Source organism: Mycolicibacterium arseniciresistens (assembly GCF_030519285.1).
Classification (GTDB): domain Bacteria; phylum Actinomycetota; class Actinomycetes; order Mycobacteriales; family Mycobacteriaceae; genus Mycobacterium; species Mycobacterium arseniciresistens.
The window spans coordinates 1-22204 of the sequence record NZ_JAUMSQ010000035.1; the positions used below are offsets into that span (position 1 = coordinate 1).

A 22204-nucleotide genomic window follows, 5' to 3' on the forward strand; every position below is an offset into this window, starting at 1 on the left:
GCCCCCGCGCGACGGCCGGCGGTCACGAATCCGGCAGGCAGCGTGCCGCCCTCGGGCGCCGACCTGGTGGCCGGCTGGCCCCGGCTCCACCAGGACCGCATCGCCGCCCAGATCGCGGGGATGACGCCCGGGCAGCGCCGCATGCTGGTCGACGAGTTCCCTCAGCAGGTCGGCAACACGGACGGGGTTCCGTGGGACATGCGCTTCGCCGCCAACCGGATCAACATCGCCGAGGCGGTCGTGGCCGAGGACGGCGCCGACCCGGCGTCGCGGCGACGCATCGAGTTCTACCGCGGTCTGCTCGCCGAGGTCGACGACCCCGCCCGCACCGGCGCCCGCGTCGACCGGCAGATCCTGGCCTTCGATCCGGCTCGGGCATCACTGGTCGAACTCACCGGATCGCTGGCCACCGCGCGCAGCGTGGCGGTGCTGGTGCCTGGACTCAACACCACCGTCGAGGGTTCGGCGGGCACCACGCAGACGGCGCGCCGGTTCGTGTCGGCCACCCGCGGCGACGTCGCGATGATCACGTACCTGGGCGGGCCGTTTCCCCGCGGCAATCCGCTGACCGGCCTCGTCGGCGCGGCGGACCCCCGCTATGCGTTGGACATGGCGCCCCGGCTGGTGTCGTTCAGCCACGACGTCGAGCGGACCGTCGAGGCGACCGGCCGCAGCGTGCCGGTGACCTACGTCGGGCACTCCTACGGCGGCTCGATCGTGGGCACCGCGGAAGCGCTGGGCCTCACAGGCGACCGGATCCTCTACGTCGCGGCCGCCGGGGCGGGTGTCGGGGTCGAGCAACCGGACGAATGGCGCAACCGCAACCCCGACGTGCTGCGGTTCTCGATGACCGCACCGGGTGATCCGATCGAGCTGGTGCAGGGCATTCCCGGCGGCCCGCACGGCGCCAACCCCGACGAGATGCCGGGCGTCGTCCGGCTGGACGCCGGTCGCTACGACGACGGCAGGCCGATGGCGGGTCCAGCGGCCCACAGCGACGTGCTGAACTGGCCGTCTGACGCCTGGCGCAACGTGCTGGGGGTGATCACCGGCGACCCGGAGTCGCTGCACGGTCCCCGGGTTCGACCCAGCCGAGTCGGCGGCTGACGGCGTCGGCCGCGGCGATCGTCTGCTTGGCGACCTCCTCGAAGCGGTCGTCGCCGAGCCGGTAGGACGGCCCCGACACGCTGACCGCCGCGACCACCCGCGCGTCGTCGTCGTAGACCGGTGCGGCGACGGCGTTGAGGCCGACCTCGAGTTCTTCGCTGACGCTCGCCCAGCCGCGTTCCCGCACGCCGTCCAGCTGGCGCAGCAGCGCCTCGACGTCGACGACGGTGTTGGGTGTGTACGCCTCGAACGGACCCGCGAAGTGGTCCCGGACCTCCTGGGCGGACAGGCCGGACAGCAGCGCCTTGCCGCTGGACGTGGCATGCGGAGGGCAGGTCTGGCCGACCCAGGTGCGCAGGCTGATCTCCGCGGGCGCGATCGACTCCACGATGTTGATCACCCGGTCGTCGGCGAGGATCGCGAGGTTGCTGGTCTCGCCGACGGCCTCGGTGAGGCCGTCGCAGATGTCCTGGCTCAGCTTGCCGAGGTCGAGGTGCGCCCTGCTGGCGCGCGCGAGCCGGGCGATCGAGAACCCGAGCCGGTACTTGCCGCGGCCCGACACCTGCTCGACGTATCCGCGGGACTCCAGCACGGCGATCAGCCGCGACACGGTCGATTTGTGCACGCCGAGTTCGGCGGCGATCTCGGTGACGCCGGCCTGCCCCGACTTCGCCAGGCTCTCCAACACCAGCAGCGCCCGGTCCACTGACTGCACCGCCGCTGCCGGTCTGTCCTCGCCGTTTGCCATCGCCGGTCGATCCTATCCGGGTGGGATCGCGAAGTTGCGGACCCGGCGCTGGACGGCGGCGATCTCGCGGAGGCCGTCGCCGAGCAGGCTGCGGTTCAGCGGCGACAACTCCGCGTAGGTGATGACGTCGCCGGGGGCGTGGCCGGCGGCGAGCTGACCGACCTGGTGGGTCATCCGCAGTCGCTGCACCATCACGAAGACGTCGCGCAGCGCGGTGACGTCGTGATCGGTGATCGCCCCCGCCTCGGCCGCGGCGGCCAGCCGGGCGGGCGTGCCGCCGGTGGTCACGTTGGCGGTCAGTCCGCCCCAGCGGGCCAGGTTGACGATCGGCAGCACCGCGTGGTTCTTGAGGTCGAACGTCCCGCCGCGCCGGGACAGCACGTCGCGCAGCGACCGGGTGCGCACCTTGCCCGAGAGCGCGTCGAGCAGTTGCAGGCGCAGGGTGTTCGGGTGCCGGTCGCGCATCCGCCGGTAGGCGGCGGGCACGGTGTGCAGCGCCGGATCGCCCCACACCACCCGCCCGTCGATGAGCAGCGACGACAGGATCAGCCCGCGGTCGCGCAGCGGGTCGTCGAGCCAGCCTGTCGCCGCGCCGGACCACTGCGCGGCAGATCGGGAGAACGCGGGCCGGTCCGCGGTGGCGCCGTTGCGGTCCGACGGCAGTCCGCACGCGTCGAGGATGTGGTGGGTGCGTGCGGCGAGCGCCCGCAGCGAGCCCGCGGCGGGTGAAAGGTGGTCGGCCCACGAGAGCGCGCTGTCCACATCGGAGGACGGCATCGCCTCGCGGCGCGCCACGGAGCCGAGGGTCAGCCAGGCGAACCCGTCGTCGGGGGCGTCGGGCGTCTCGGCCCGTGCCAGTTCGAGCGCCTTGCGGACCAGGCTGTCGATGACGACCGAGAGGATCGCGCTGGTGGCCGAAGCCTTGGTGCCGTTGCGGAAAAGGTCCGCGGCGACCCCGGTCACCCGCTGGCCGACGCGGGCCAGTTCGGCGCTGTCGGCGGCCGTGGCGATGCCGCGGCGCAGCAGGAAGCTCTGTCGGGCGGACGCGGCCAGCAGGTCGCCGTCCTCCAGCACGCCGACGACGTCGCCGCGCGGGGTCACCACCGGCATGTGCCGCAGGCCGCACTCGAGCATCTCCATCAGCACGGTCTCCGCCGTCTGATCCGCGGTCACGGTCCGCACCGGCGCGCTCATCACCGCCGAGATCGGCACGTCCACCGAGAGTCCCGCCGCGACGACCCTGCTGCGCAGGTCGCGGTCGGTGAAGATGCCGAATGCGCCGTCCGGCAGGCGGATCAGCGCATAGGACACGTGATGGGACGTCATCTGCACCACCGCGTCACGCACCGTGGTGGCCGGCGGCACCACGAGCACGTCGCCATGCAGGAGTTCGCCGACCGCGCGGTTGTCGGTGGCAGGGGCCATCGCGGGGCGCTCGCCCGAGGTGTTCCATGCCGACGACGCCAGGAAGGCCAGCCCCGCCGGCCGGGCGAACTGGGCCCGCACCGGCGCGCCCGGCAGCCGGATCAGCGTGCTCGGCACCGCTGCTCGCGCGTCGAACTCCATCCCGCCGCCGGTGAGCAGCGGGGTGTAGCCGAAGATGCCGCCGCGCCCGACGGTGTCGATGACGGCGCCGTCGACCCCGGCCCGCAGGGTGACCTGACCGGAGTGGACCATCCAGACGTCGTCGGGCACCCGGTCGGTGTAGTCGGCGATCAGCGCGCCTGCCGGGAACTCGACGATCGACGCGCCGGCGGCGAGCGCGGCGAGCTCGTCGCCGGGCATCGCCTGGAACGGGGTGTGCTCGGCCAGGAACGCCGGCAGGTCCGCCGGCTCAGGGGTTGCGGATGAGGTCAGCGCACTTCTCCGCCATCGTCATCACGGTGATGTTGGGATTCACCGCAGGCAGTTTCGGCATCGCCGAGGCGTCCACGACACGAAGCCGCGACACCCCTTTGACCCGCAGCTGCGGGTCGAGCACCGCCATCGGGTCGTCGGCCGCGCCCATCCGGGCGGTGGCGGCCGGGTGGTAGACGGTGTTGTGGCACTTGTGGATGTAGTCGAGCAGTTCGTCGTCGGTGGTGGCCTCGGGACCCGGCGCGAGTTCGCGCGCCACCCAGTCGGCCAGCGCGGGTTGCTCGGCGATCCGGCGGGCCAGCCGCACCCCGGCGAGCATGATGCGTTCGTCGTAGCCCTCCGGATCGGTGAAGTAGCGCGGGTCGACCCTGGCCCGGTCGCGGAAGTCCCGCGAACGCAGCTGCACCGTGCCGCGGCTGCGGCCCTGCGTCACGTTGGGCGTGAGGCAGAACCCGTTGTCGGTGGTGGGGTAGCCGCGCCGCAGGGTGTTCATGTCGAACGGCACACTGCCGTAGTGCATCATCAGGTCCGGTTGGGTGGTGCCCTCGTCGACGGAGGTGAACAGCCCGATCTCCCACCACTGCGTCGAGGTCGTCACCATCGGCCGCGACGCCTCCCAGAACACCAGTCCCTCGACGTGGTCGTCGAGGTTGGCGCCCACCCCCGGCGAGTCGACGCGGACCGGGACACCGATCTCACGAAGATGCGCGGTGGGCCCGATCCCGGAGAGCATCAACAGTTTCGGCGTGTCGATGGCGCCGGCGCACAGGATCACCTCGCGGCGGGCCGCCACGGTGTCGTACCCGGTGAGGTCGGGCCGCTGATAGCGCACGCCGGTGGCGTTGCGGGCGTCGTCGAACAGGATCTCGGCGATCCAGCAGTCGGTGCGCACCTCCAGGTTGCGGCGTCGGCCGAGAACCGGGTGCAGGTAGGCGTGTGAACTCGAGTTGCGCAGCCCGTCCTCACCGGCGTTGATCTGGAACCAGCCCGCGCCGTTGCGCACCGTCTCGCCGCGGTTGAAGGCGACGGTCGGCATCCCGAGCGCCGCGGCCGCCTCCAGTACCGCTGCGCCGCAGGGGTCTTCGGGTGGGATGTCGCGCAGGCCGACCGTTCCGGTCAACCGGCGCATCAGCGGCAGCACCTCCTCGGCGCTCCAGCCGGTCGCCCCCATCGCCGCCCACTCGTCGAGCGCCTCGGCGGGCGGCCAGAACGCGATGCACGAGTTGTGCGACGAGCAGCCGCCGAGCACCCGGGCGCGGGCGTGCCGCATGAACGAGTTGCCCCGCTCCTGCGGCTCCACCGGATAGTCCCAGTCGTACCCCGAGTCCAGCAGGTGCATCCAGTCCGAGAGCACCAGGATGGCGTCGTCGCCGACGTCTGTGGGCCCGGCCTCGATCAGGCACACCGTGACGTCGGGATCCTCGGACAGCCGGGCCGCCAGCGCGCACCCCGCGGTACCGCCGCCGGCGACGACGTAATCGAAGGTGCCTGTCGGAGATGCGGTGTCAGTCATCCAGGACGGCCTCGGCCTTCGTGGTCGCGGCATGGCTCTCCAGGCAACCGATGTGGTTGCGTCCCTTGAGGAAGTACCACAGCAGCCCCGCGCCGAGGATCACGCCGATGTAGATGAACGCGCCCCAGGTGTTGTACCAGGGTTCGCCGTAGACGGCCGCCCGCGGCCACGCCAGGTTGAGCGCCATCCCGGCGCCCCACACCACGGCGAAGATGTTGACCGGCAGGCCCCAGCGGCCCATGGTGAAATAGCCGCCCTCCTTGAGATCCTTCGGCGGCCACTGCCCCTGGAGCCGTTTCTTGAGCAACGGCCCGGTGACCATCAGGTAGGCCAGGTAGATCATGATGATCGCGATCGAGGTCAGCACCGTGAAGATCTTCGGCTGGCCGATGTTGATGACCAGGATGATCACCGCGATGACTCCGATGGTCACGGCGGGGACGATCGGTGTCTGCGTCTTCGGGTTGACGGTGGCCAGCCGTTCACCGAACGGCAGTGCGTTGTCGCGGGCCATCGCGAAGGTCAGCCGGATCGCCGCGGTGTGCACGGCCAGCGTGCACACCGTGACCGCGATGACGATGCAGACCAGGAAGATCTTGCCCAGCGGCCCCCACATCACCTGCTCGACGATGTACTGCAGGCCACCCGAGCTCTCACCGAGCTTGGGGTCCGCCAGGTTCGGCGCCGCCAGCACCGCGAACACCAGGATGCCGCCGCCGATCACGAAGGAGGCCAAGATCGCCCGGAAGATCGCCTTGGGGGCGGTGCGGCGGGGTTCGACGGTCTCCTCGCCCAGTGAACTGGCGGTGTCGAAGCCGTACATCACATAGCCCGAGGCCAGCGACGCCACCAGGAACGCGCCGAGGTATCCCATGCTCTCCCCCGCGCCATAACCGTTGGCGGAGAAGAAGACATCCGGACTGTTCTCCAGGTTCACCGCGAGCAGCACCACGATCAGCACCGCGGCGATGAGTTCGATGAACACCCCGGAGCTGTTGATCCTCGCCATCAGCTTCACCCCGAGCGCATTGATCAGGGTGGTGAACGCGATCAGGATGGTGCCGAGCAGCACGGCGTTCGCGGCGTAGGAGGCGTTGTCGCTGCCGTCGCCGATGATCTGGAAGCCGCTCCACAGCCTCGGCAGGTTGAGCTGGTAGGCCAGCGCCACCGCGGAGATGGTGACGATGGACGCGGTGAGCATCAGCCAACCCGACATCCACCCCACCAGCCTGCTGGCGAGCTTCTTGCTCCAGTTGTAGACCGATCCGGCCACCGGGTACTTCGCCGCGAGTTCCATGAAGCACAGCGCGACGGCCATCTGCCCGACGAACACGATCGGCCACGACCACAGGTATGCCGGACCCGCTGCGCCGAAACCGAAGTAGAACAGCTGGAACGTACCGGTCAGGATGGAGATGTAGCTGACGCCCGCGGCGAAGCTGGCGAACTTGCCGATGCTGCGGTCCAGCGACTCCTTGTAGCCGAAGTCCTCCATCCCGCTGTCGGCGTGCGGTTCCTTGATCACCATGTGGTGTCCTCTCTGCGGCTAGCCCTTGAACCAGCCGGCCGGCTTCGGCGCGACGTTGTGCCAGATGTGTTTGATCTCCTGATACTCCGCGAGCCCGGTGGGTCCGAGTTCGCGGCCGTTGCCCGACTTCCCGTAGCCGCCCCACTCCGCCGCGGCGGTGTAGTAGCCGAAGTCGTTGAGCCACACCGTGCCGTGCCGCAGTGCCCGCACCACACGTTCGCCCCGCGCCGCGTCCGATGTCCGGACTCCGGCCGCGAGACCGTACTGCGTGTCGTTTCCGAGTGCGATCGCCTCGGACTCCTGGGTGAACCGCTCCACGGTGAGGATCGGCCCGAAGGTCTCCTCGGTGACGATCCGCATCGACCGGTCGCAGCGGTCGAAGATCGTCGGCAGGTAGAAGCTGCCCGCGGCCAGCGCCGGATCATCGGGCCGCGCACCACCGGTGACCAGTACCGCGCCCTCCGAGATGCCGAGCGCGACATACTCCTCCACCTTCGCGCGATGCTGTTCGGAGACCAGCGGGCCGGTCTCACTGGTGGGGTCCATGCCGTCGCCGACGCGGATCTTCTCGGCACGGCGGGCGAGTTCGGCGACGAAGTCGTCGGCGATCGATTCTTCGACGATCAGCCGCGTTCCCGACGAGCAGACCTGGCCCGAATGCAGGAACACCCCGGTGAGCACCTGGTCGACCGACGACTCCCAGTCCGCGTCGGCGAACACGATGTGGGGGTTCTTGCCGCCGAGTTCCAGCGCCACCCTGGTGACGTGCTTGGCGGCGGTCTCGGCGATGACGCGCCCGGTGGCCGCACCCCCGGTGAAGGAGATGAGGTCGACGGCCGCGTTGTCGGTGAGTGCCTCGCCGAGGCGGGCGCCGCTGCCCTGCACCAGGTTGACCACCCCGGCGGGGACACCGGCCTCGACGAGCAGGTGGGTGAACGCGATGGTGGTCAGGGGCGTCACCTCGCTGGGCTTGGCGACCATCGTGGCGCCGGCGGCCAGCGCGGGCGCGATCTTCCACACCATCTGCAGCAGTGGGTAGTTCCACGGCGCGATCAGCACGCAGACGCCGATCGGCTCGCGCACCACCCTGCTGATCACCGTCGGGTCGCCCACGTCGACGAGGCGGTCGGACTGCGTCGCGATCAGGTGTGCGTAGTACCGGAACACCGACGTGACGTCGTCGATGTCGATCTCGCTCTCGGCCAGCGTCTTGCCGGTGTCGCGGGTCTCCAGCCGGGCCAGCCGGTCCTTGTCGCGCTGCAGCAGTTCGGCGACCCGCAGCAGCAGGGCGGCACGGTCGGCGGCGGCGGTGGCCGGCCACTGCCCGTCGTCGAAGGCGGCCCGCGCGGCGGCCACGGCGGCCCGTGCGTCGTCGGGCGTCGCCTCGTCGACGGTCGCGGCGACGGAGCCGTCGGAGGGGTTGATCACCTCCCGGGTGCCCCCGTCGGAGGCATGGCGCCATGACCCTCCGATGTAGAGGTCCGGTTCACCGTCCACGACACGTCCCGTCAGTCACAGTCGAGACGGGACACTACCCACTCGTGGAACTCCGCGATGTGATGTTCGGCGGGGACGAGGACACCGCCCTTCCGGTATGCCCGCGACGCCATCGCCGGCTGCGTTCGCTCGCAGGCCTCGAAGTCCTGTTCGTTCACCCGGTGGAACAGCTCGACCGACCGGGTGACGTCGCGCCCGGAGGCGATCACGTCGGCGGTGTAGAGCCAGTCGCATTCCACGACGGTCCGCGTCGGTGACATCGGGATCATCCGGTGGAAGATGATGTGGTCGGGAACCAGGTTGATGAACACCGTCGGCTTGACCGTGATCGCGTAGTAGCGGCGGTCCTGGCCGTCGGTGATGCCCGGCAGCCGCTCGAATCCGGCGGTGCCGTCCACCGTGAATCCGTCCACGGCCGAGCCGAATTCGGCACCTCGGCCGATGTTCGCCTGGGCGGCCACACCGCGGGCGAACTCGGGCAGCACGCCGACGAGTTCGGGGTGGATCGAGCTGCAGTGGTAGCACTCCATGAAGTTCTCGACGATCAGCTTCCAGTTCGCGGCGACGTCGTAGACGATGCGCCTGCCGACGTCCAGCCCGCCGATGCCGTAGCGGTTGATCGCGTCGGCGTCGCCGAGGGTGCGGGTTGCCTCGGCGACCACGTCGTCGAACGGTGGCGGCGTGTCGGACAGGCACACCCACGCATAGCCGAGCCATTCGGTGAGGGCGACGGGGACGAGCCCGAACCGGTAGCGGTCGATCGGCGCGCCGTCGCCGTCGGTCAGCGTCCCGATGTTCGGCGCCGCGACGAGTTTGCCGTCGAGTGCGTAGGTCCAGGAGTGGTACGGGCAGCGCAGGTTGCGCCGCAGCTCGCCCGCGTCGTCGGTGCACAGCTGCGCCCCGCGGTGGCGGCAGATGTTGAGGAACGCCCGCAGCAGCCCGTCTCGTCCCCGGACCAGCAGCACGCTCTCGCGGCCCACCTGCACCTTCCGGAACATGCCGGGAGTCGCGAGTTCGGCGGAGCGAACCGCGCAGAACCACATGTCCTCGAAGATGCGTTCCTGCTCTGCGGCGAACACCCGCTCGCTGGTGTAGTACTCGCCGCGCAGGGTGGCGCGCAGCCCCGGGGGCGGTTGCACGGTGGTCATGTGGTCACCAGCCGCCGGGGATCGAACAGCGTGATCGGGTGGCGGGTGGCGCCCTCGGTCGCCAGGTCGGCCAGGATCTCGCCCACCACCGGCACGAACTTGAAGCCGTGCCCCGAGAAGCCGCACGCCACGGTGACGTTCGCGCTGTCGGGGTGGCGGGCGATGACGAAGTGCTGATCGGGGGTGTTGGAGTACATGCACGTCGCCGAGTGCACGAGCGGCCCGTCCAGGGCGGGCAGCAGTTCGGCGGCCCTGCTGCGCATCTCGCCGACCTCGCGGTCGTGCACCTGGCGGTCGATGGTCTCGGGCGTGCAGACCACACCCCTGCGGAAGAACGCGACCTTCACTCCCCCGGCCGGGCCGTCGATCGCCGGGAAGCCGTAGATCTGCTCGCCCCCGGCGTCCTCGGCGATGAAGATCGGCTGGTCGGCGAAGGCGCCTGCGCCGCCGACCGGATCGAACCAGTACAGCACCTGCCGCTCGACGGTGATCGGGATACCGAACTCCGCCAACAGCTGTGGCGCCCAGGCGCCCGGGCAGACGACGAGCTGGCCCGCGGTGTAGGTGCCGCGCGCCGTCGTCACCGTGACGCCCCGGGCGGTCTCCGCCCAGTGCAGGACCTCCTCGCCGAAGTACAGGGTGGCGCCCGCCTGTCCGGCGAGGTCGATGTGGGCCTGCACGGTCATCTCGGGTCTGGCGAATCCGGCCTTGGCCTCGTAGAGCGCGATGTCCTCGTCGCGAGGGGTGAAATTCGGTTGCCTGCGCCGGATCTCGGCGGCGTCGAGCACCTCGTGCGGCAGGTCCCATTCCTGACTGGCGCGCAGACTGCCCGCGACGGTGAGGCTGTCGGGCGGCCCGATGAACAGCCCTCCGGTCAGCCGGAACACCTCGCGCCCGGAGTCGGCGGCGAGCTTGTCCCACAGTTCGTAGGAGCGCAACAGCAGGGGGACGTAGGCGGGGTCTTCGAAGTAGGACTGCCGGATGATCCGTGACCCGCCGTGGCTGGAGCCGCGGTCGTGGGCGGGGCTGAACTTCTCCAGCCCGAGCACACGCTGCCCGCGGGCGGCGAGGTGGTAGGCCGCCGCGCTGCCCATCCCGCCGAGACCGATCACGATGACGTCGTATGTCATGGCCTACCTTCTGATCCGGGCCATCTCGGGGTCGACCACCGGTTCGGGGTGGACGGCCGCGGTGTGCCGTGTTCCGCGATAGTCCACGGAAACAGTGTCGCCGTTCGCGACGGCGGTGGGCAGCCACGCGTAGGCGATGGTGCGGCCGACGGTCGGCGAATACCCCGCACTCGTCACGTAGCCCACGCACTCCGCGCCGACGTACACCGGCTCCTTGCCGAGCACCACTGCCGCCGGGTCGTCGAAAACGATGCTGCGCAACGTGTTCGGCGGCGGTTCCGCGGCCTCCAATGCGGTTTTGCCGACGAAGTCGTCCTTGGCCATCCGGACGGCGAACCCCAGGCCGGCGGCCGCAGGCGAATGCTCGGCGGTGACGTCGGTGCCCCAGCTGCGGTAGCCCTTCTCGATGCGCAGGCTGTTGAACGCGATCCGGCCCGCGGCGATGACGCCGTGGTCACGGCCGGCCTCGAAGAGCAGATCCCACAGCGCCGCACCGTATTGGGCCTCGGTGTAGATCTCCCAGCCCAGTTCGCCGACGTAGGAGACGCGCAACATGGTCACCGGAAGCGCGTCGAGGTGGGTGTGCAGTGCGCGGAAATATGGGAAGGCGTTGTGGGAGAGGTCGTCCGGGCACAGCGGCTGCACGAGGTCGCGGGCCAGTGGTCCCCACACGCCGACGCAACAGGTGCCACCGGTGATGTCGCGCAGTGTCACGTCCAGCGGCAGATGGCGGGTCAGCCAGTCGAAGTCCAGCGGCGAGTTGGCACCGACCTGAAAGGTGGTGTCGGCGAGCCGGGTCACCGTGAGGTCGCTGCGGACGCCGCCGGTGTGGTCGAGCAGCAGGGTGTAGGTGACGGAGCCGACGCTCTTGTCGACGTTGTTCGTCGTCATCCGCTGCAGGAAAGCGGCGGCGCCCGGCCCGGCGATCTCGTAGCGGGTCAGCGGCGTCATGTCGTACATCGCCACGCGGTGCCGCGTCCAGTGCGCCTCGGCGACCGAGATCGGCGACCAGAACCGCGCCGACCATTCGTCGCGCCGCGGGAGGTCGAGGCCGTCGATGCGTTCGGCCAGTCCGGCGTTGGCCTCGAACCAGGCCGGCCGCTCCCAGCCGCCGCCCTCGTAGAAGAAGGCGCCGAGCTCGCGGTGCCGGGCGTGGAACGGGCTGGTGCGCAGCCCGCGCAGGGCGTTGCGGTACTGGTGCGGGTGGATGACGTCGTACACCTCGACGAACGCCTGTGAGCTGGTCTGCGCGATGAACTTCGGGCTGCGTGCCACGTCCTCGAACCGGTACAGGTCGCATTCGTGGACGTCGATCGAGGGCGCGCCGTCGACGATCCACTCGGCGGTCGCCTTGGCCACCCCGGCCGAATGCGTCACCCAGACGGCCTCGGCCACCCAGAAGCCGCTGAGCTCGCGGTGCTCACCCATCAGCGACAGACCGTCCGGGGTGAACGAGAAGATGCCGTTAAAGGCCTCCTCGACCTTCGAATCGTCCAGTGCGGGCAGGAGTGCGGTGGCCTCGGCCCACGCGGGGGCGAAATCCTCGTCGGTGAACGGCAGCATCGAGGGCATGGTCTCCCCCGCGGTGTCCGCCGACAGGGTGGCCATCTCCACCGGCATCGGGCGGTGGGCGTAGGAGCCGATACCGATGCGGTCGACGTGTTCGCGGAAGTACAGGTCGGCGTCCTGGTGGCGCAGGATGGGCAGCCCGGCCTCGAGCGCTTCGGTGTTGCGGCCGACGAGCGGCGCCACCTGGCCGGTCTTCGCGTACTGGTGGGCCATCGGCACCAGGGGCAGCACGAGGCCGACCTGCCGGGAGAGTTGCGCGCCCCAGAAGCCCGCGGCGCAGACGACGATGTCGGCGGGCAGCACCCCGTCGGCGGTGCGTACGCCGGTCACCCGGCCGGCGTGATCGACGATGCCGAGCACCTCGGTGCCGGCCAAGAAGGTGGCGCCGCGTGCCATCGCGCGTCGTGCCTGCGCTTCGGCGGCGCGCACGGCCTTGGCCAATCCGTCGGTGGGCGTGTGGAATCCGCCGAGAACCCGGTCCTTGTCGAGCAGCGGGTGAAGCGCCAGGCATTCATCGGCGGTGATCAGCTCACCCCGGATGCCCCAAGCCTGCGCCCAGCCGGCCTTGCGGTGCAGGTCGGCCCACCGCTCCGGCGTCGTCGCGATCTCGAGTCCGCCGACCGGGTTGAACGCCCAGCCGCCAGGGTGGTCGAGCGTGCGGAACTTCTCCACGGTGTAGCGGGCGAATGCCGTCATCGTCCTGGACGGGTTGGTCTGGAACACCAGGCCGGGAGCGTGCGATGTCGACCCGCCGGTGGCGAACAGCGGTCCGCGGTCGACCACCGTCACGTCGGCGCACCCGCGCGCGGTGAGTTCGTCGGCGAGCGAGGTGCCGACGATACCGGCACCGATCACGACGATTTTCGGCATGGATTGACCACTTCCGGACGGATACGCCTATTTTGTTGCGCTTGACGCAACGTGATGTTCTATACGCAACACATCCTCGTCTTCGCCGGCCCCCGCGTCAACTCGGACACGCGCGCGGACGTTTCAGACCTCGCGCAACGGATAGCCTGAACGCAACCGGATCAACGGCAGCGGCGACGACTTGGGTTTACGCCGCGCGCTGCCACTCGATCACCAGTGCTCCGGTGACACGCTCGCAGCACATCGACCCGGTGCCCTACGGCAACGGATTCGAGAAGATGTCTGCGAACAGCAACGGCGCCACCGGACTGCACTACGAAGCGCGCGACCTGACCGACCTCTTCGAGCGCACCGCCCGGACGATCGCCGTGTCGGTGGAACTCCGCAGCAGAGCCCAGGAGATACGGAGCACGAGGCGTGGCACTCTGCCCCCCGTGAGGTGAGCTAATCCGCTGGCTTGTCCCCGGATTCGGCGCCACCGGCGTCGGCCTCACCGGGTTCGGGCAGCAGCGCCTCCAGTGCGGCACCGGTGATCCGCCGGAACGCCCGGCGGGGCCGGTTCGCGTCAAGGATCGCGACCTCCAGCGTCGACACCCCGAGCGTGCGGGCCTCGCTCCCGTTGCCGCCCGCGCCCGCACTCAGCGCGGCCACCGCGATCTTCACGGCGTCGCCCAGCTCGGCGTTCTCCGTGTACGAATCGTTGAGCGCCGTCAGGATCGGCTCGGTGGTACCGCCCATCACGACGAAATGCGGTTCGTCGGCGATGGAGCCGTCATAGGTGATCCGGTAGAGCTCCGGCGCCTTGGTCTCGCCGTAGTGCGCCACCTCGGCGACGCACAGCTCGACCTCGTACGGCTTGGCCTGCTCGGTGAAGATGGTGCCCAGCGTCTGGGCGTACACGTTCGCCAGCTGGCGGCCGGTCACGTCGCGGCGCGAGTACGCGTAGCCCTGCGTGTCGGCGAACCGGATACCGCCGCTGCGCATCGTGTTGAACTCGTTGAACCGGCCGACCGCGGCGAAGCCCACCCGGTCGTAGAGCTCGCTGACCTTCTGCAGTGACCGCGACGGGTTCTCGGCGACGAACAGCACACCGCCCGCGTAGGCCAGCGCGACCACGCTGCGGCCCCGGGAGATGCCTTTGCGCGCCAGCTCCGAACGTTCGCGCATCGCCTGTTCGGGCGAGATGAAATAGGGGAAGCTCACGAATCTGTACCTCGCGGCGCATGCGCATCGGGGCCGAAGGTATCGGCGCGGGAACGACTCTGGATGACTTCGCGAGCCAGTGTCGCGATGTGCTCCTGGCTCACTTCTTCGGCGCCCTCGGCGCTCAGGACCACCGCGGTCGGATAGATGCCGCGCACGAGATCCGGCCCGCCGGTGGCGGAGTCGTCGTCAGCCGCGTCGTACAGGGCCTCGATGGCCACGCGCAGTGCCGAATCGGCGTCCTGCACCTGCCCGTACAACTTCTTGATCGCGGACTTGGCGAACAGCGAGCCGGAACCGACGGACTGGTAGCCCTCCTCCTCGATGTTCCAGCCACCCGCCGCGTCGAAGGACACGATCCGTCCGGCGCCCTGAGGGTCGGGATCATCGAGATCGAATCCGGCGAGCAACGGCAACGCGATGAAGCCCTGCAGCGCCGCGCCGAGATTGCCGCGCACCATGGTCGCCAGCCGGTTGACCTTGCCGGGGAACGTCAGCGGGACGCCCTCGATCTTCTCGTAGTGCTCGAGTTCGACGGCGTACAACCGGGCGAACTCCACCGCGATGGCCGCGGTGCCCGCGATCCCGGTGGCCGTGTAATCGTCGGTGATGTACACCTTCTGCACGTCACGACTGGCGATCATGTTGCCCTGCGTGGCGCGCCGGTCGCCGGCCATCACCACGCCGCCGGGGAACTTCAGCGCGACGATCGTCGTGCCGTGCGGCACCGCGTCCGTGACCCGCCCCACGTGCTCCGCACCACCGCCGAACGGCAGCAGATGGGGCGCCTGCCGGCGCAGCATGTCAGAGAACGACGACAGGTCCACCGGTACGGCGGGTGCCCCAGGGGTCGGGAGGGTGAATCGGGCGAATGCCTGGTGGTCGTGCGGCCAAGTCACTGTCCGCCCTTCTGGACGTACGCACGCACGAAATCTTCGGCGTTCTCCTCCAGGACGTCGTCGATCTCGTCCAGCAGGTCGTCGGTCTCCTCGGTCAGCTTCTCGCGACGCTCCTGGCCGGCCGCCGTGCTGCCGGTGACGTCATCGTCCTCACCGCCACCGCCACCGCGCTTGGTCTGCTCCTGAGCCATCGCTGCCTCCTGCACATGTCATCGGTGAACGAAGCCGCGCACCGGTTCTTTCACATTACCGGTCGGAATCCCGATTGCCCGGGATAGCCGGATCAGTTGGTGAGCTGCGCTACCAGTTCGGCGGCGCTGTCCACCGAGTCCAGCAACGCTCCGACATGGGCCTTGCTGCCCCGCAGCGGCTCCAGTGTCGGGATCCGGACCAGTGAATCGCCGCCGAGATCGAAGATCACCGAGTCCCAGCTGGCCGCGGCGATGTCGGCGCCGAACCGGCGCAGGCACTCCCCGCGGAAGTACGCCCGGGTGTCGGTCGGCGGGTTGTCCACGGCGTCGATCACCTGCTGCTCGGTGACCAGTCGCTTCATCGACCCGCGGGCCACCAGCCGGTTGTAGAGACCCTTGTCGAGTCGTACGTCGGAGTACTGCAGGTCGACCAGGTGCAGGCGCGGCGCCGACCAGCTGAGGTTCTCGCGGTTGCGGAAGCCCTCCAGCAGCCGGAGCTTGGCCGGCCAGTCCAGGATCTCGGCGCACTCCATCGGGTCGCGCTCGAGCAGGTCGAGCACCTCGGCCCAGGTCTCCACGACATGGGACGCCCGCGGATCGGGGTCGCGCGAGTCCACCATCTTGGCCACCCGGTCCAGATAGATGCGTTGCATCGCAAGGGCGGTGAGTTCGCGGCCGTCGGCCAGCGCGACGGTGGCCCGCAGCGACGGGTCACGGCTGATCACGTGGACGGCGTGCACCGGTCTCGCCAGCGCGAGGTCGGTGAGGTCGACGCCCTCCTCGATCAGGTCGAGCACCAGGGACGCGGTGCCGACCTTGAGGTAGGTGGACGTCTCGGCCAGGTTCGCGTCGCCGATGATGACGTGCAGCCTGCGGTACTTGTCGGCGTCGGCGTGCGGCTCGTCGCGGGTGTTGATGATGCCGCGCTTGAGCGTGGTCTCCAGGCCGACCTCGACCTCGATGTAGTCGGCGCGCTGGGTGAGCTGGAAGCCCGGCTCGTCGCCCGCCGCGCCGATCCCGACCCGTCCGGACCCGGTGACCACCTGCCGCGACACCAGGAACGGCGTGAACCCGGCGATGACCGCCGAGAACGGCGTCTGACGGCTCATCAGATAGTTCTCGTGCGACCCGTACGAGGCGCCCTTGCCGTCGACGTTGTTCTTGTAGAGCTGCAGCTTGGCCGCGCCCGGGACGCTCGCCACGTGCCGCGCGGCGGCCTCCATCACCCGCTCGCCGGCCTTGTCCCAGATCACCGCGTCCATCGGGTCGGTCACCTCGGGCGCCGAGTACTCCGGATGGGCGTGATCGACGTAGAGCCTGGCGCCGTTGGTGAGGATCATGTTGGCGGCGCCGACCTCGTCGGCGTCGACCACCGGCGGTGGCCCGGCCGAGCGGCTCAGGTCGAACCCGCGGGCGTCGCGCAGCGGGGACTCCACCTCGTAGTCCCACCGGGTGCGCTTGGCGCGCTGGATGCCTGCGGCGGCGGCGTAGGCCAGCACCGCCTGCGTGGACGTGAGGATCGGATTCGCGGTCGGATCAGACGGCGAGGAGATGCCGTACTCGACCTCCGTTCCGATGATCCGTTGCATGCCGTCAGCCTAGGCGACGGCCGCGAGGCGGCGGTGACCGACGGTGGCGGGGCCGGCTGCCGGGATACTGGGACGGTGCGGGTTCTGATCGTCGAAGACGAGCGCCGGCTGGCGGCGACGCTCGCCGCCGGCCTGGCCGCCGAGGGCTTCACGACGGTCGAGGCCTTCGACGGGGTGGACGGTCTGCGGCGGGCGTGCGAGGAGCAGTTCGACGTGGTGGTGCTCGACATCATGCTGCCCGGGCTGTCGGGCTACGAGGTGCTGCGGCGGATGCGGCGCCACGGCGTATGGACGCCGGTGATGATGCTGACCGCCAAGGACGGCGAGTACGACCAGACCGACGCGTTCGACCTCGGCGCCGACGACTACCTGACCAAGCCGTTCTCGTTCGCGGTGCTGGTGGCCCGGCTGCGGGCGCTCAACCGGCGCAGCGCGGTGCACCGACCGAAGGTGCTGACCGCGGGCACCTTGACGCTCGACCCGGTGCGCCGGGTGGTGATGCGCAACCGGACGCCGATCCCGCTGACCCCGCGCGAGTACGGCCTGCTCGAATTCCTGATGCGCCACCCCGACGTCGCACTCGCCAAGACGACGATCCTGCACAGCGTGTGGGACGCGCACTACGACGGCCCCGACAACGTGGTGGAGGTCTACGTCGGCTACCTGCGCCGCAAGATCGACGTGCCGTTCGGCGCCAACAGCATCAAGACGATCCGCGGTGTCGGCTACCGGCTCGACTCCGGAGCCGTCGACAGCGCCAGCTGAACGGTCAGCACCGACCCGCCGCCGGGACGCTCGCCGAACGACACCGCGCCTGCGTGGGCGGTGACGATCTCCTTGACGATCGCCAGCCCCAGCCCGGCGCCGCCACCGGTGCGGGACCGGTCCGGGTCGAGCCGGACGAATCTGTCGAACACCCGGGTCCGCTCGTGGGGCGGCACTCCCGGCCCGTCGTCGGCCACCGTCAGCACGGCCGCGCCCGCGGCGGCGCGCACGGTGACGTCGACCCGGTTCGACGCATGCCGGGCCGCGTTGTCGAGCACGTTGCGCACCACGCGCGACAGCGCGGCGCGGTCGCCGAGCAAGCGGACGGGCGCCAGATCGCTGTGCACGACCGGACCGGAGCGCCCCGCCACGGCGTCGACCTCGGCAGCGACGAGGTCGTCGAGGTCGACGTCCTCCCGGCGCAGCACCAGCCCGCGCTCGTCGGCCCGGGCCAGCAGCAGCAGGTCCTCGATGAGCGCCTGCATCCGGTGGGCCTCGGGCAGCAGCGTCTCCGTGGCCAGCGGGCCCAGCAGGTCCGGGTGGGCGGCCGCCACCTCCAGCGCCGAGACGATGGTCGCCAGCGGGCTGCGCAACTCGTGGGAGGCGTCGCCGACGAACCGCTGCTGGGCGGCGTGACCGGCCTCGATCCGCGCCAGCATCTCGTTCATCGTCACCGCCAGCGCGGCGATCTCGTCGCGGCTGTCCGGAACAGGCACCCGCTCGGTCAGGTCCGAGGTGGTGATGGCGTCGACCCGGCCCCGGATCGCCTCCACCGACCGCATCGACCGGCGCACCAGCAGGTACGTCGCCGCCGCCGACACCGCGATCACGATGGGCGCCGAGACCGCGAGCGCGATGATCACCGCCCGGACGGTCGACTCCACGACGTGGCTGCCCTCACCGACCAGCACGGTGTGGCTGCCGCCGGGCCCGTCGTAGGTGCCCGCGCTGAACCGGATCGGCCCGTACGGCGACGCGTGCTCGGGCATGCCGATCCGGACCACGTCACCGATCTCGCCGATCGGGATCAGCGGGGTGTCGGGCGCGGCCTGCGAGCGCCGCACCACCACGCCGTCGGTGGTGAGGATCTGCACCGCGAGAATCCGTTCGTCGGTGTCGAGCAGCCCGGGATCGAGCCGGTCGACGCCGCCGGTGCGCAGGGCCGAGGCGATCTCGCCGAGCCGCTCGGCCGCGGCGCTGTCCACGTCGGCCAGCAGCGTCCGGTACAGCACCGCGGCCAGTCCGGCGCCAGACAACGTCAACGCCACGAACACCACCGCGGCGGCGACGAAGGACGAGCGCGCCGAGATGCCCCACCGGGTGCGCGGCAGGACGCGGTCTGCGGGGGCCGGCGTGTCCACCGGTCCATCATTACCGCTGCCGCGCGGGAAGGGATCGCGCACAATGGTGCGCTGTGTCCGACGAGCGGCAGGTCCACGAGTGGTTCCTGCAGCGAGGGCTGCCGCTGGTGCTCACCCGGCGGGTGCGTTCACGCCGGTTGATCGAGCGGTCCGCCCCCATGGTCTCCGGGCTCGGCGCCGTCACCGCCCTGATGCTGTCGGCGGCCGAACTCACCGACGGCGATCCCGATCTCGGCTACGTGCTGAGGCTCGGTCTGATCGCCGCGGCACTCGTCGTGGCGCCGTTCGTGATGAACATGCTGCGTCGCACCGTCACCCGCCTCGGCCTGGCGGGACGGCGTTCGGCGGCGGTGCTGGTGATGGCGATCTTCGTCGCCGTCATGCCGGTCGCCGTCAACGGCTGGTCAGCGGAGGCGCTGGCGGAGGCACCGGTCTTCCTGCTGCTGTCCCTGCTCGCGATCTGGCTGACCTATGTCGGCTTCGGCTCGATCGCGCTGTGGGCGTTCCGCTTCGCGTTCCTGCAGCTGGGAGCGCTGGGCACCTTGATGAGCCGCGCCCTGCCGTTCCTGATGCTGACCGTGGTGGTGTACTTCACCGGCGAACTGTGGCAGCTGTCGGCACGGGTGACGCGGGAGCGGCTGTGGGAGACCATCGCGTTCCTCGCGCTGGTGGCGATCCTGTTCATGGTCACCACCATTCGCGACGAGGTGCGATCCCTGCGGGAGGAGCGCGCCGAGGAGCAGAATCCGAACGAACTGCTGGCGGGTACCCCACTGGCCGTCACACCCGGGCACCAGCCGCCGCGCACCTCGCTGTCCCGCGGCGAGCGAGTCAACGTCGTCGCGATCATGTTGGTGGCTCAGGCGATCCAGGTGGTGTTCTTCACCGCGGGCCTGTTCGCGTTCTTCCTGGCCCTCGGAGTGATCGCCATCCCCGACGAGGTGACCGTGCTGTGGTCCGCCGAGGAGGTCTGCGCAGAAGGTCAACCACCCTGCGCCGGAACGTGGTTCGGCATCGCCCTGCCGGTGCCGCAGACGGTGGTGCACATGTCGCTGTTCGTGTCCGTGCTGTCCGGGCTGTACTTCACCGTCAGCACCAGTGTCGATCCGCTCTACCGGGAGCGGTTCTTCGATCCGCTCATCGCCGACGTCGCCGTCAGCCTCGCAGGTCGCGACGCCTACCTCGAGCGGGAGGCCGCGCAGGGCTGAGCAGGCGGGCGACGTGGCCTCGCACGATGCGCTCGGCCAGCTCGGCGCTGACGCGGCCCGGTTCCACGGCCACCGAACAGGCCAGACCGTCGAGCAGCGCCAGCAGTTCCACCGCCGCCGCCCGGTCGTCGACACCGGCGTCGGCGAGCACGCCGGCCAGGTGGTCCTCGAGCGCTTGCCACTCGCGGCGGTGGCGCGCCGCGGTGCCCTCGTCGACCGCCGCCCGGGCCAGGCGCAGCAACCAGATCACACTGACGTCGCGATCATCGGCGCTGACCAGCGCGACGGCCAGTTCGGCGCACAACTGTGCCGGGGAGAGCCCCACCGGCAGCCGGTCGGCCAGCCGGTCGCGGAACCGCTGCGCGGCCCGGTCCATCGCCGCGCCGAGCATCGCGTCGCGGGTCGGGAAGTGGTGCTGCACAGCACCGATCGACACCCCCGCCACCGCGGCGACCTTGCGCACGGAGACTCCCTCGAAGCCCTCGGCGAGCAGGGCGCGCAGCACCGCGTCGACCATCCGCTCGTAGGGTGCGCTCACGCGCCCATCATACCGGTGCCAATACGATCGTATGGTACGTTCGGCAGCCATGGCAGCAGTGCGCTACCCGGCCCTCGATGTGCTGCGCGGGATCGCGATCCTGGGCACGCTGGGCACCAACATCTGGATCTTCACCCATCCGCAGGGATTGATCGGCTATCTCAGCGGGACACCCGACAGTGGTTGGCGGCCGGTGGAACTCGTCCTTCAGTGGCTCACCCAGGGAAAGTTCCTCGGCCTTCTCACGGTGATGTTCGGGATCGGGCTGGCGCTGCAGCAGGCGTCGGCGCGCCGGGCCGGCCTGGCGTGGCCTGGCAGCTACCTGTGGCGGGCAGCGCTGCTGCTCGTCGACGGTATCGCCCACTTCGTGCTGATGACCGAGTTCGACGTGCTGATGGGCTACGCCGTCACCGGATGGATCGTCGCCTACCTGCTGGTGACCACCCCGCGTGTGCAGTGGCGGGTGATCGCCGGTGCGACGGCGGTGCACATGACGATGCTCGCCGCGATCACCGCTGCCGTCGCCCTTGCTCCCCGCAGCGGCGGCGGGCCGTCAATCCTGCACCCCAACCCCTACGCCGACGGATCCTGGTGGGACCTGGTGATCTTCCGCCTCGACAACGCGTGGCTGTTCCGGATCGAGACCATGCTGATCTTCCCGTTGTCCATTGCGCTGTTCCTGCTCGGCGCACGATTGTTCGACGCGGGTGTGCTCGACGAGCGGGGCGCGACACTGCGCCGCCGCCTGATGATCGCCGGCTTCGGCGTCGCCCTTCCACTCGACTTCGCTCTGGAACTCGGCGTACCCGGCGGCGCCGGACTGCTGGCCTCCCGCTACGGCACCGCACCCGTGGTCGCCCTCGGGGTCCTGGCCCTCGTCGCGGAGTACTACCACCGCAGGCCCGACCGTGCGCGCAGCCTCGCCGGTCGCCGGCTGGCCGAGGTGGGCCGGATGGCCCTGTCCAGCTACGTGCTGCAGAATCTCGTGGCCTCGGCGCTGTGCTACGGCTGGGGTCTCGGCCTGGCGGCGGCGACACCGGCTGAGCACCGAGTGCCGGTCACCGTCGCGATCTACGCGGTGGTGATCGCCACCGTCATGACGTTCGCCCACCTGTGGTTGCGCCGGTACGACCGCGGCCCGGTGGAGTGGCTGTGGAACACCACCTACCGGGCCGTCACCGTGCGCAGCGGCACGGCGGCCGACGAGAGGAAGCCGCGGCCCGCACACCGGTGACCGATCGTGACTTCAGCCCCCACGCCGTCGCGGGTCCGTGGAAGGTTGTCCACGTGCTGATGTTCCTGGGCGCGTTGACCTTCGTGTATGTCAGCGCCCGGGCCGTCGGCGACGGCGAATACCGCACGGAGTTCCTCGACCCGCTGGTCGAGGACCTGCGCACCACCGTCACCGCCCGCAACCGCTACCGCAGCCACGGGGACTGACGCGACGCGAGAGGCCTCCGCAGCGCACTGCGCAGGCCCCTCG

19 protein-coding genes and 1 pseudogene are annotated in these 22204 nt (G+C 70.2%); 6 read left to right on the forward strand and 14 right to left on the reverse strand.

Going from position 1 to position 22204, the window contains the following annotated elements; translation table 11 throughout:
* Positions 1-1107, forward strand: a 1107-nt coding sequence (locus tag Q2100_RS07570; protein WP_302913509.1) for an alpha/beta hydrolase, incomplete at its 5' end; no start/stop codon positions are given.
* Here the strand turns inward: Q2100_RS07570 and Q2100_RS07575 are convergent.
* Genes Q2100_RS07575 through Q2100_RS07610 form a run of 8 tightly spaced genes read right to left on the reverse strand, consistent with a single transcriptional unit; the run spans position 1046 to position 12967 of the window.
* Positions 1046-1855, reverse strand: a complete 810-nt coding sequence (locus Q2100_RS07575; protein ID WP_302913510.1) for an IclR family transcriptional regulator — start codon at positions 1853-1855, stop codon at positions 1046-1048. The two genes, Q2100_RS07570 and Q2100_RS07575, sit on opposite strands and share 62 nt — an antisense overlap.
* Before the next feature lie 12 nt (positions 1856-1867).
* The gene (locus Q2100_RS07580; RefSeq protein WP_302913511.1) at positions 1868-3640 is read right to left on the reverse strand and encodes a putative nucleotidyltransferase substrate binding domain-containing protein; all 1773 of its coding nucleotides are present in this window, start codon (positions 3638-3640) and stop codon (positions 1868-1870) included.
* Positions 3641-3689: 49 nt separating this feature from the next.
* The gene (locus Q2100_RS07585) at positions 3690-5225 is read right to left on the reverse strand and encodes a GMC family oxidoreductase (RefSeq protein WP_302913512.1); all 1536 of its coding nucleotides are present in this window, start codon (positions 5223-5225) and stop codon (positions 3690-3692) included.
* Positions 5218-6753: an APC family permease gene (locus Q2100_RS07590; protein ID WP_264010666.1), complete on the reverse strand. Its 1536-nt coding sequence runs from the start codon at positions 6751-6753 to the stop codon at positions 5218-5220. The genes Q2100_RS07585 and Q2100_RS07590 overlap by 8 nt, the downstream gene beginning before the upstream one ends.
* Positions 6754-6771: 18 nt before the next feature.
* Complete coding sequence (locus tag Q2100_RS07595; RefSeq protein ID WP_302913513.1) at positions 6772-8250, reverse strand: aldehyde dehydrogenase family protein; 1479 nt, start codon at positions 8248-8250, stop codon at positions 6772-6774.
* 11 nt (positions 8251-8261) lie between these two features.
* Positions 8262-9398: an aromatic ring-hydroxylating oxygenase subunit alpha gene (locus Q2100_RS07600; RefSeq protein ID WP_302913514.1), complete on the reverse strand. Its 1137-nt coding sequence runs from the start codon at positions 9396-9398 to the stop codon at positions 8262-8264.
* Positions 9395-10528, reverse strand: a complete 1134-nt coding sequence (gene solA, locus Q2100_RS07605; protein ID WP_302913515.1) for an N-methyl-L-tryptophan oxidase — start codon at positions 10526-10528, stop codon at positions 9395-9397. Before solA ends, Q2100_RS07600 begins: the two co-directional genes overlap by 4 nt.
* 3 nt (positions 10529-10531) lie before the next feature.
* Positions 10532-12967, reverse strand: coding sequence for a GcvT family protein (locus tag Q2100_RS07610; protein ID WP_302913516.1), 2436 nt, complete (start codon positions 12965-12967; stop codon positions 10532-10534).
* A 224-nt stretch (positions 12968-13191) separates the two neighbouring features.
* Between Q2100_RS07610 and Q2100_RS07615 the strand changes: the two genes are divergently transcribed.
* Positions 13192-13410, forward strand: a complete 219-nt coding sequence (locus Q2100_RS07615) for a hypothetical protein (protein ID WP_302913517.1) — start codon at positions 13192-13194, stop codon at positions 13408-13410.
* Position 13411: 1 nt separating this feature from the next.
* Here Q2100_RS07615 and prcA read toward each other — a convergent pair whose 3' ends face one another.
* The 4 genes from prcA to dop form a co-directional block, all read right to left on the reverse strand.
* Positions 13412-14170: a proteasome subunit alpha gene (gene prcA, locus Q2100_RS07620; RefSeq protein ID WP_302913518.1), complete on the reverse strand. Its 759-nt coding sequence runs from the start codon at positions 14168-14170 to the stop codon at positions 13412-13414.
* Complete coding sequence (gene prcB, locus Q2100_RS07625) at positions 14167-15069, reverse strand: proteasome subunit beta (RefSeq protein ID WP_372503630.1); 903 nt, start codon at positions 15067-15069, stop codon at positions 14167-14169. Before prcB ends, prcA begins: the two co-directional genes overlap by 4 nt.
* A complete protein-coding gene (locus tag Q2100_RS07630; protein WP_264010673.1) occupies positions 15066-15260 on the reverse strand; it encodes a ubiquitin-like protein Pup in 195 nt (64 codons plus the stop codon). Before Q2100_RS07630 ends, prcB begins: the two co-directional genes overlap by 4 nt.
* A 92-nt stretch (positions 15261-15352) precedes the next feature.
* Complete coding sequence (gene dop / locus Q2100_RS07635; RefSeq protein ID WP_269895379.1) at positions 15353-16849, reverse strand: depupylase/deamidase Dop; 1497 nt, start codon at positions 16847-16849, stop codon at positions 15353-15355.
* A gap of 75 nt (positions 16850-16924) precedes the next feature.
* On the opposite strand from dop, the gene Q2100_RS07640 reads away from it, so the two are divergent.
* Complete coding sequence (locus tag Q2100_RS07640; RefSeq protein WP_302913519.1) at positions 16925-17614, forward strand: response regulator transcription factor; 690 nt, start codon at positions 16925-16927, stop codon at positions 17612-17614.
* Here Q2100_RS07640 and Q2100_RS07645 read toward each other — a convergent pair.
* On the reverse strand, positions 17575-18975 hold the full coding sequence (locus tag Q2100_RS07645; RefSeq protein WP_302913520.1) for a sensor histidine kinase: 1401 nt from the start codon (positions 18973-18975) through the stop codon (positions 17575-17577). The genes Q2100_RS07640 and Q2100_RS07645 overlap by 40 nt on opposite strands.
* 53 nt (positions 18976-19028) lie before the next feature.
* Between Q2100_RS07645 and Q2100_RS07650 the strand changes: the two genes are divergently transcribed.
* A complete protein-coding gene (locus Q2100_RS07650) occupies positions 19029-20183 on the forward strand; it encodes a hypothetical protein (RefSeq protein WP_269895382.1) in 1155 nt (384 codons plus the stop codon).
* Here the strand turns inward: Q2100_RS07650 and Q2100_RS07655 are convergent.
* Complete coding sequence (locus Q2100_RS07655; RefSeq protein ID WP_302913521.1) at positions 20131-20721, reverse strand: TetR/AcrR family transcriptional regulator; 591 nt, start codon at positions 20719-20721, stop codon at positions 20131-20133. The genes Q2100_RS07650 and Q2100_RS07655 overlap by 53 nt on opposite strands.
* A gap of 49 nt (positions 20722-20770) precedes the next feature.
* Between Q2100_RS07655 and Q2100_RS07660 the strand changes: the two genes are divergently transcribed.
* Both Q2100_RS07660 and Q2100_RS07665 read left to right on the forward strand, forming a co-directional pair.
* Positions 20771-21955: a DUF418 domain-containing protein gene (locus Q2100_RS07660; protein ID WP_302913522.1), complete on the forward strand. Its 1185-nt coding sequence runs from the start codon at positions 20771-20773 to the stop codon at positions 21953-21955.
* Between the two features lie 53 nt (positions 21956-22008).
* Positions 22009-22161: pseudogene (locus Q2100_RS07665) on the forward strand (hypothetical protein); the annotation flags it as partial.
* Between the last annotated feature and the right edge of the window lie 43 nt (positions 22162-22204).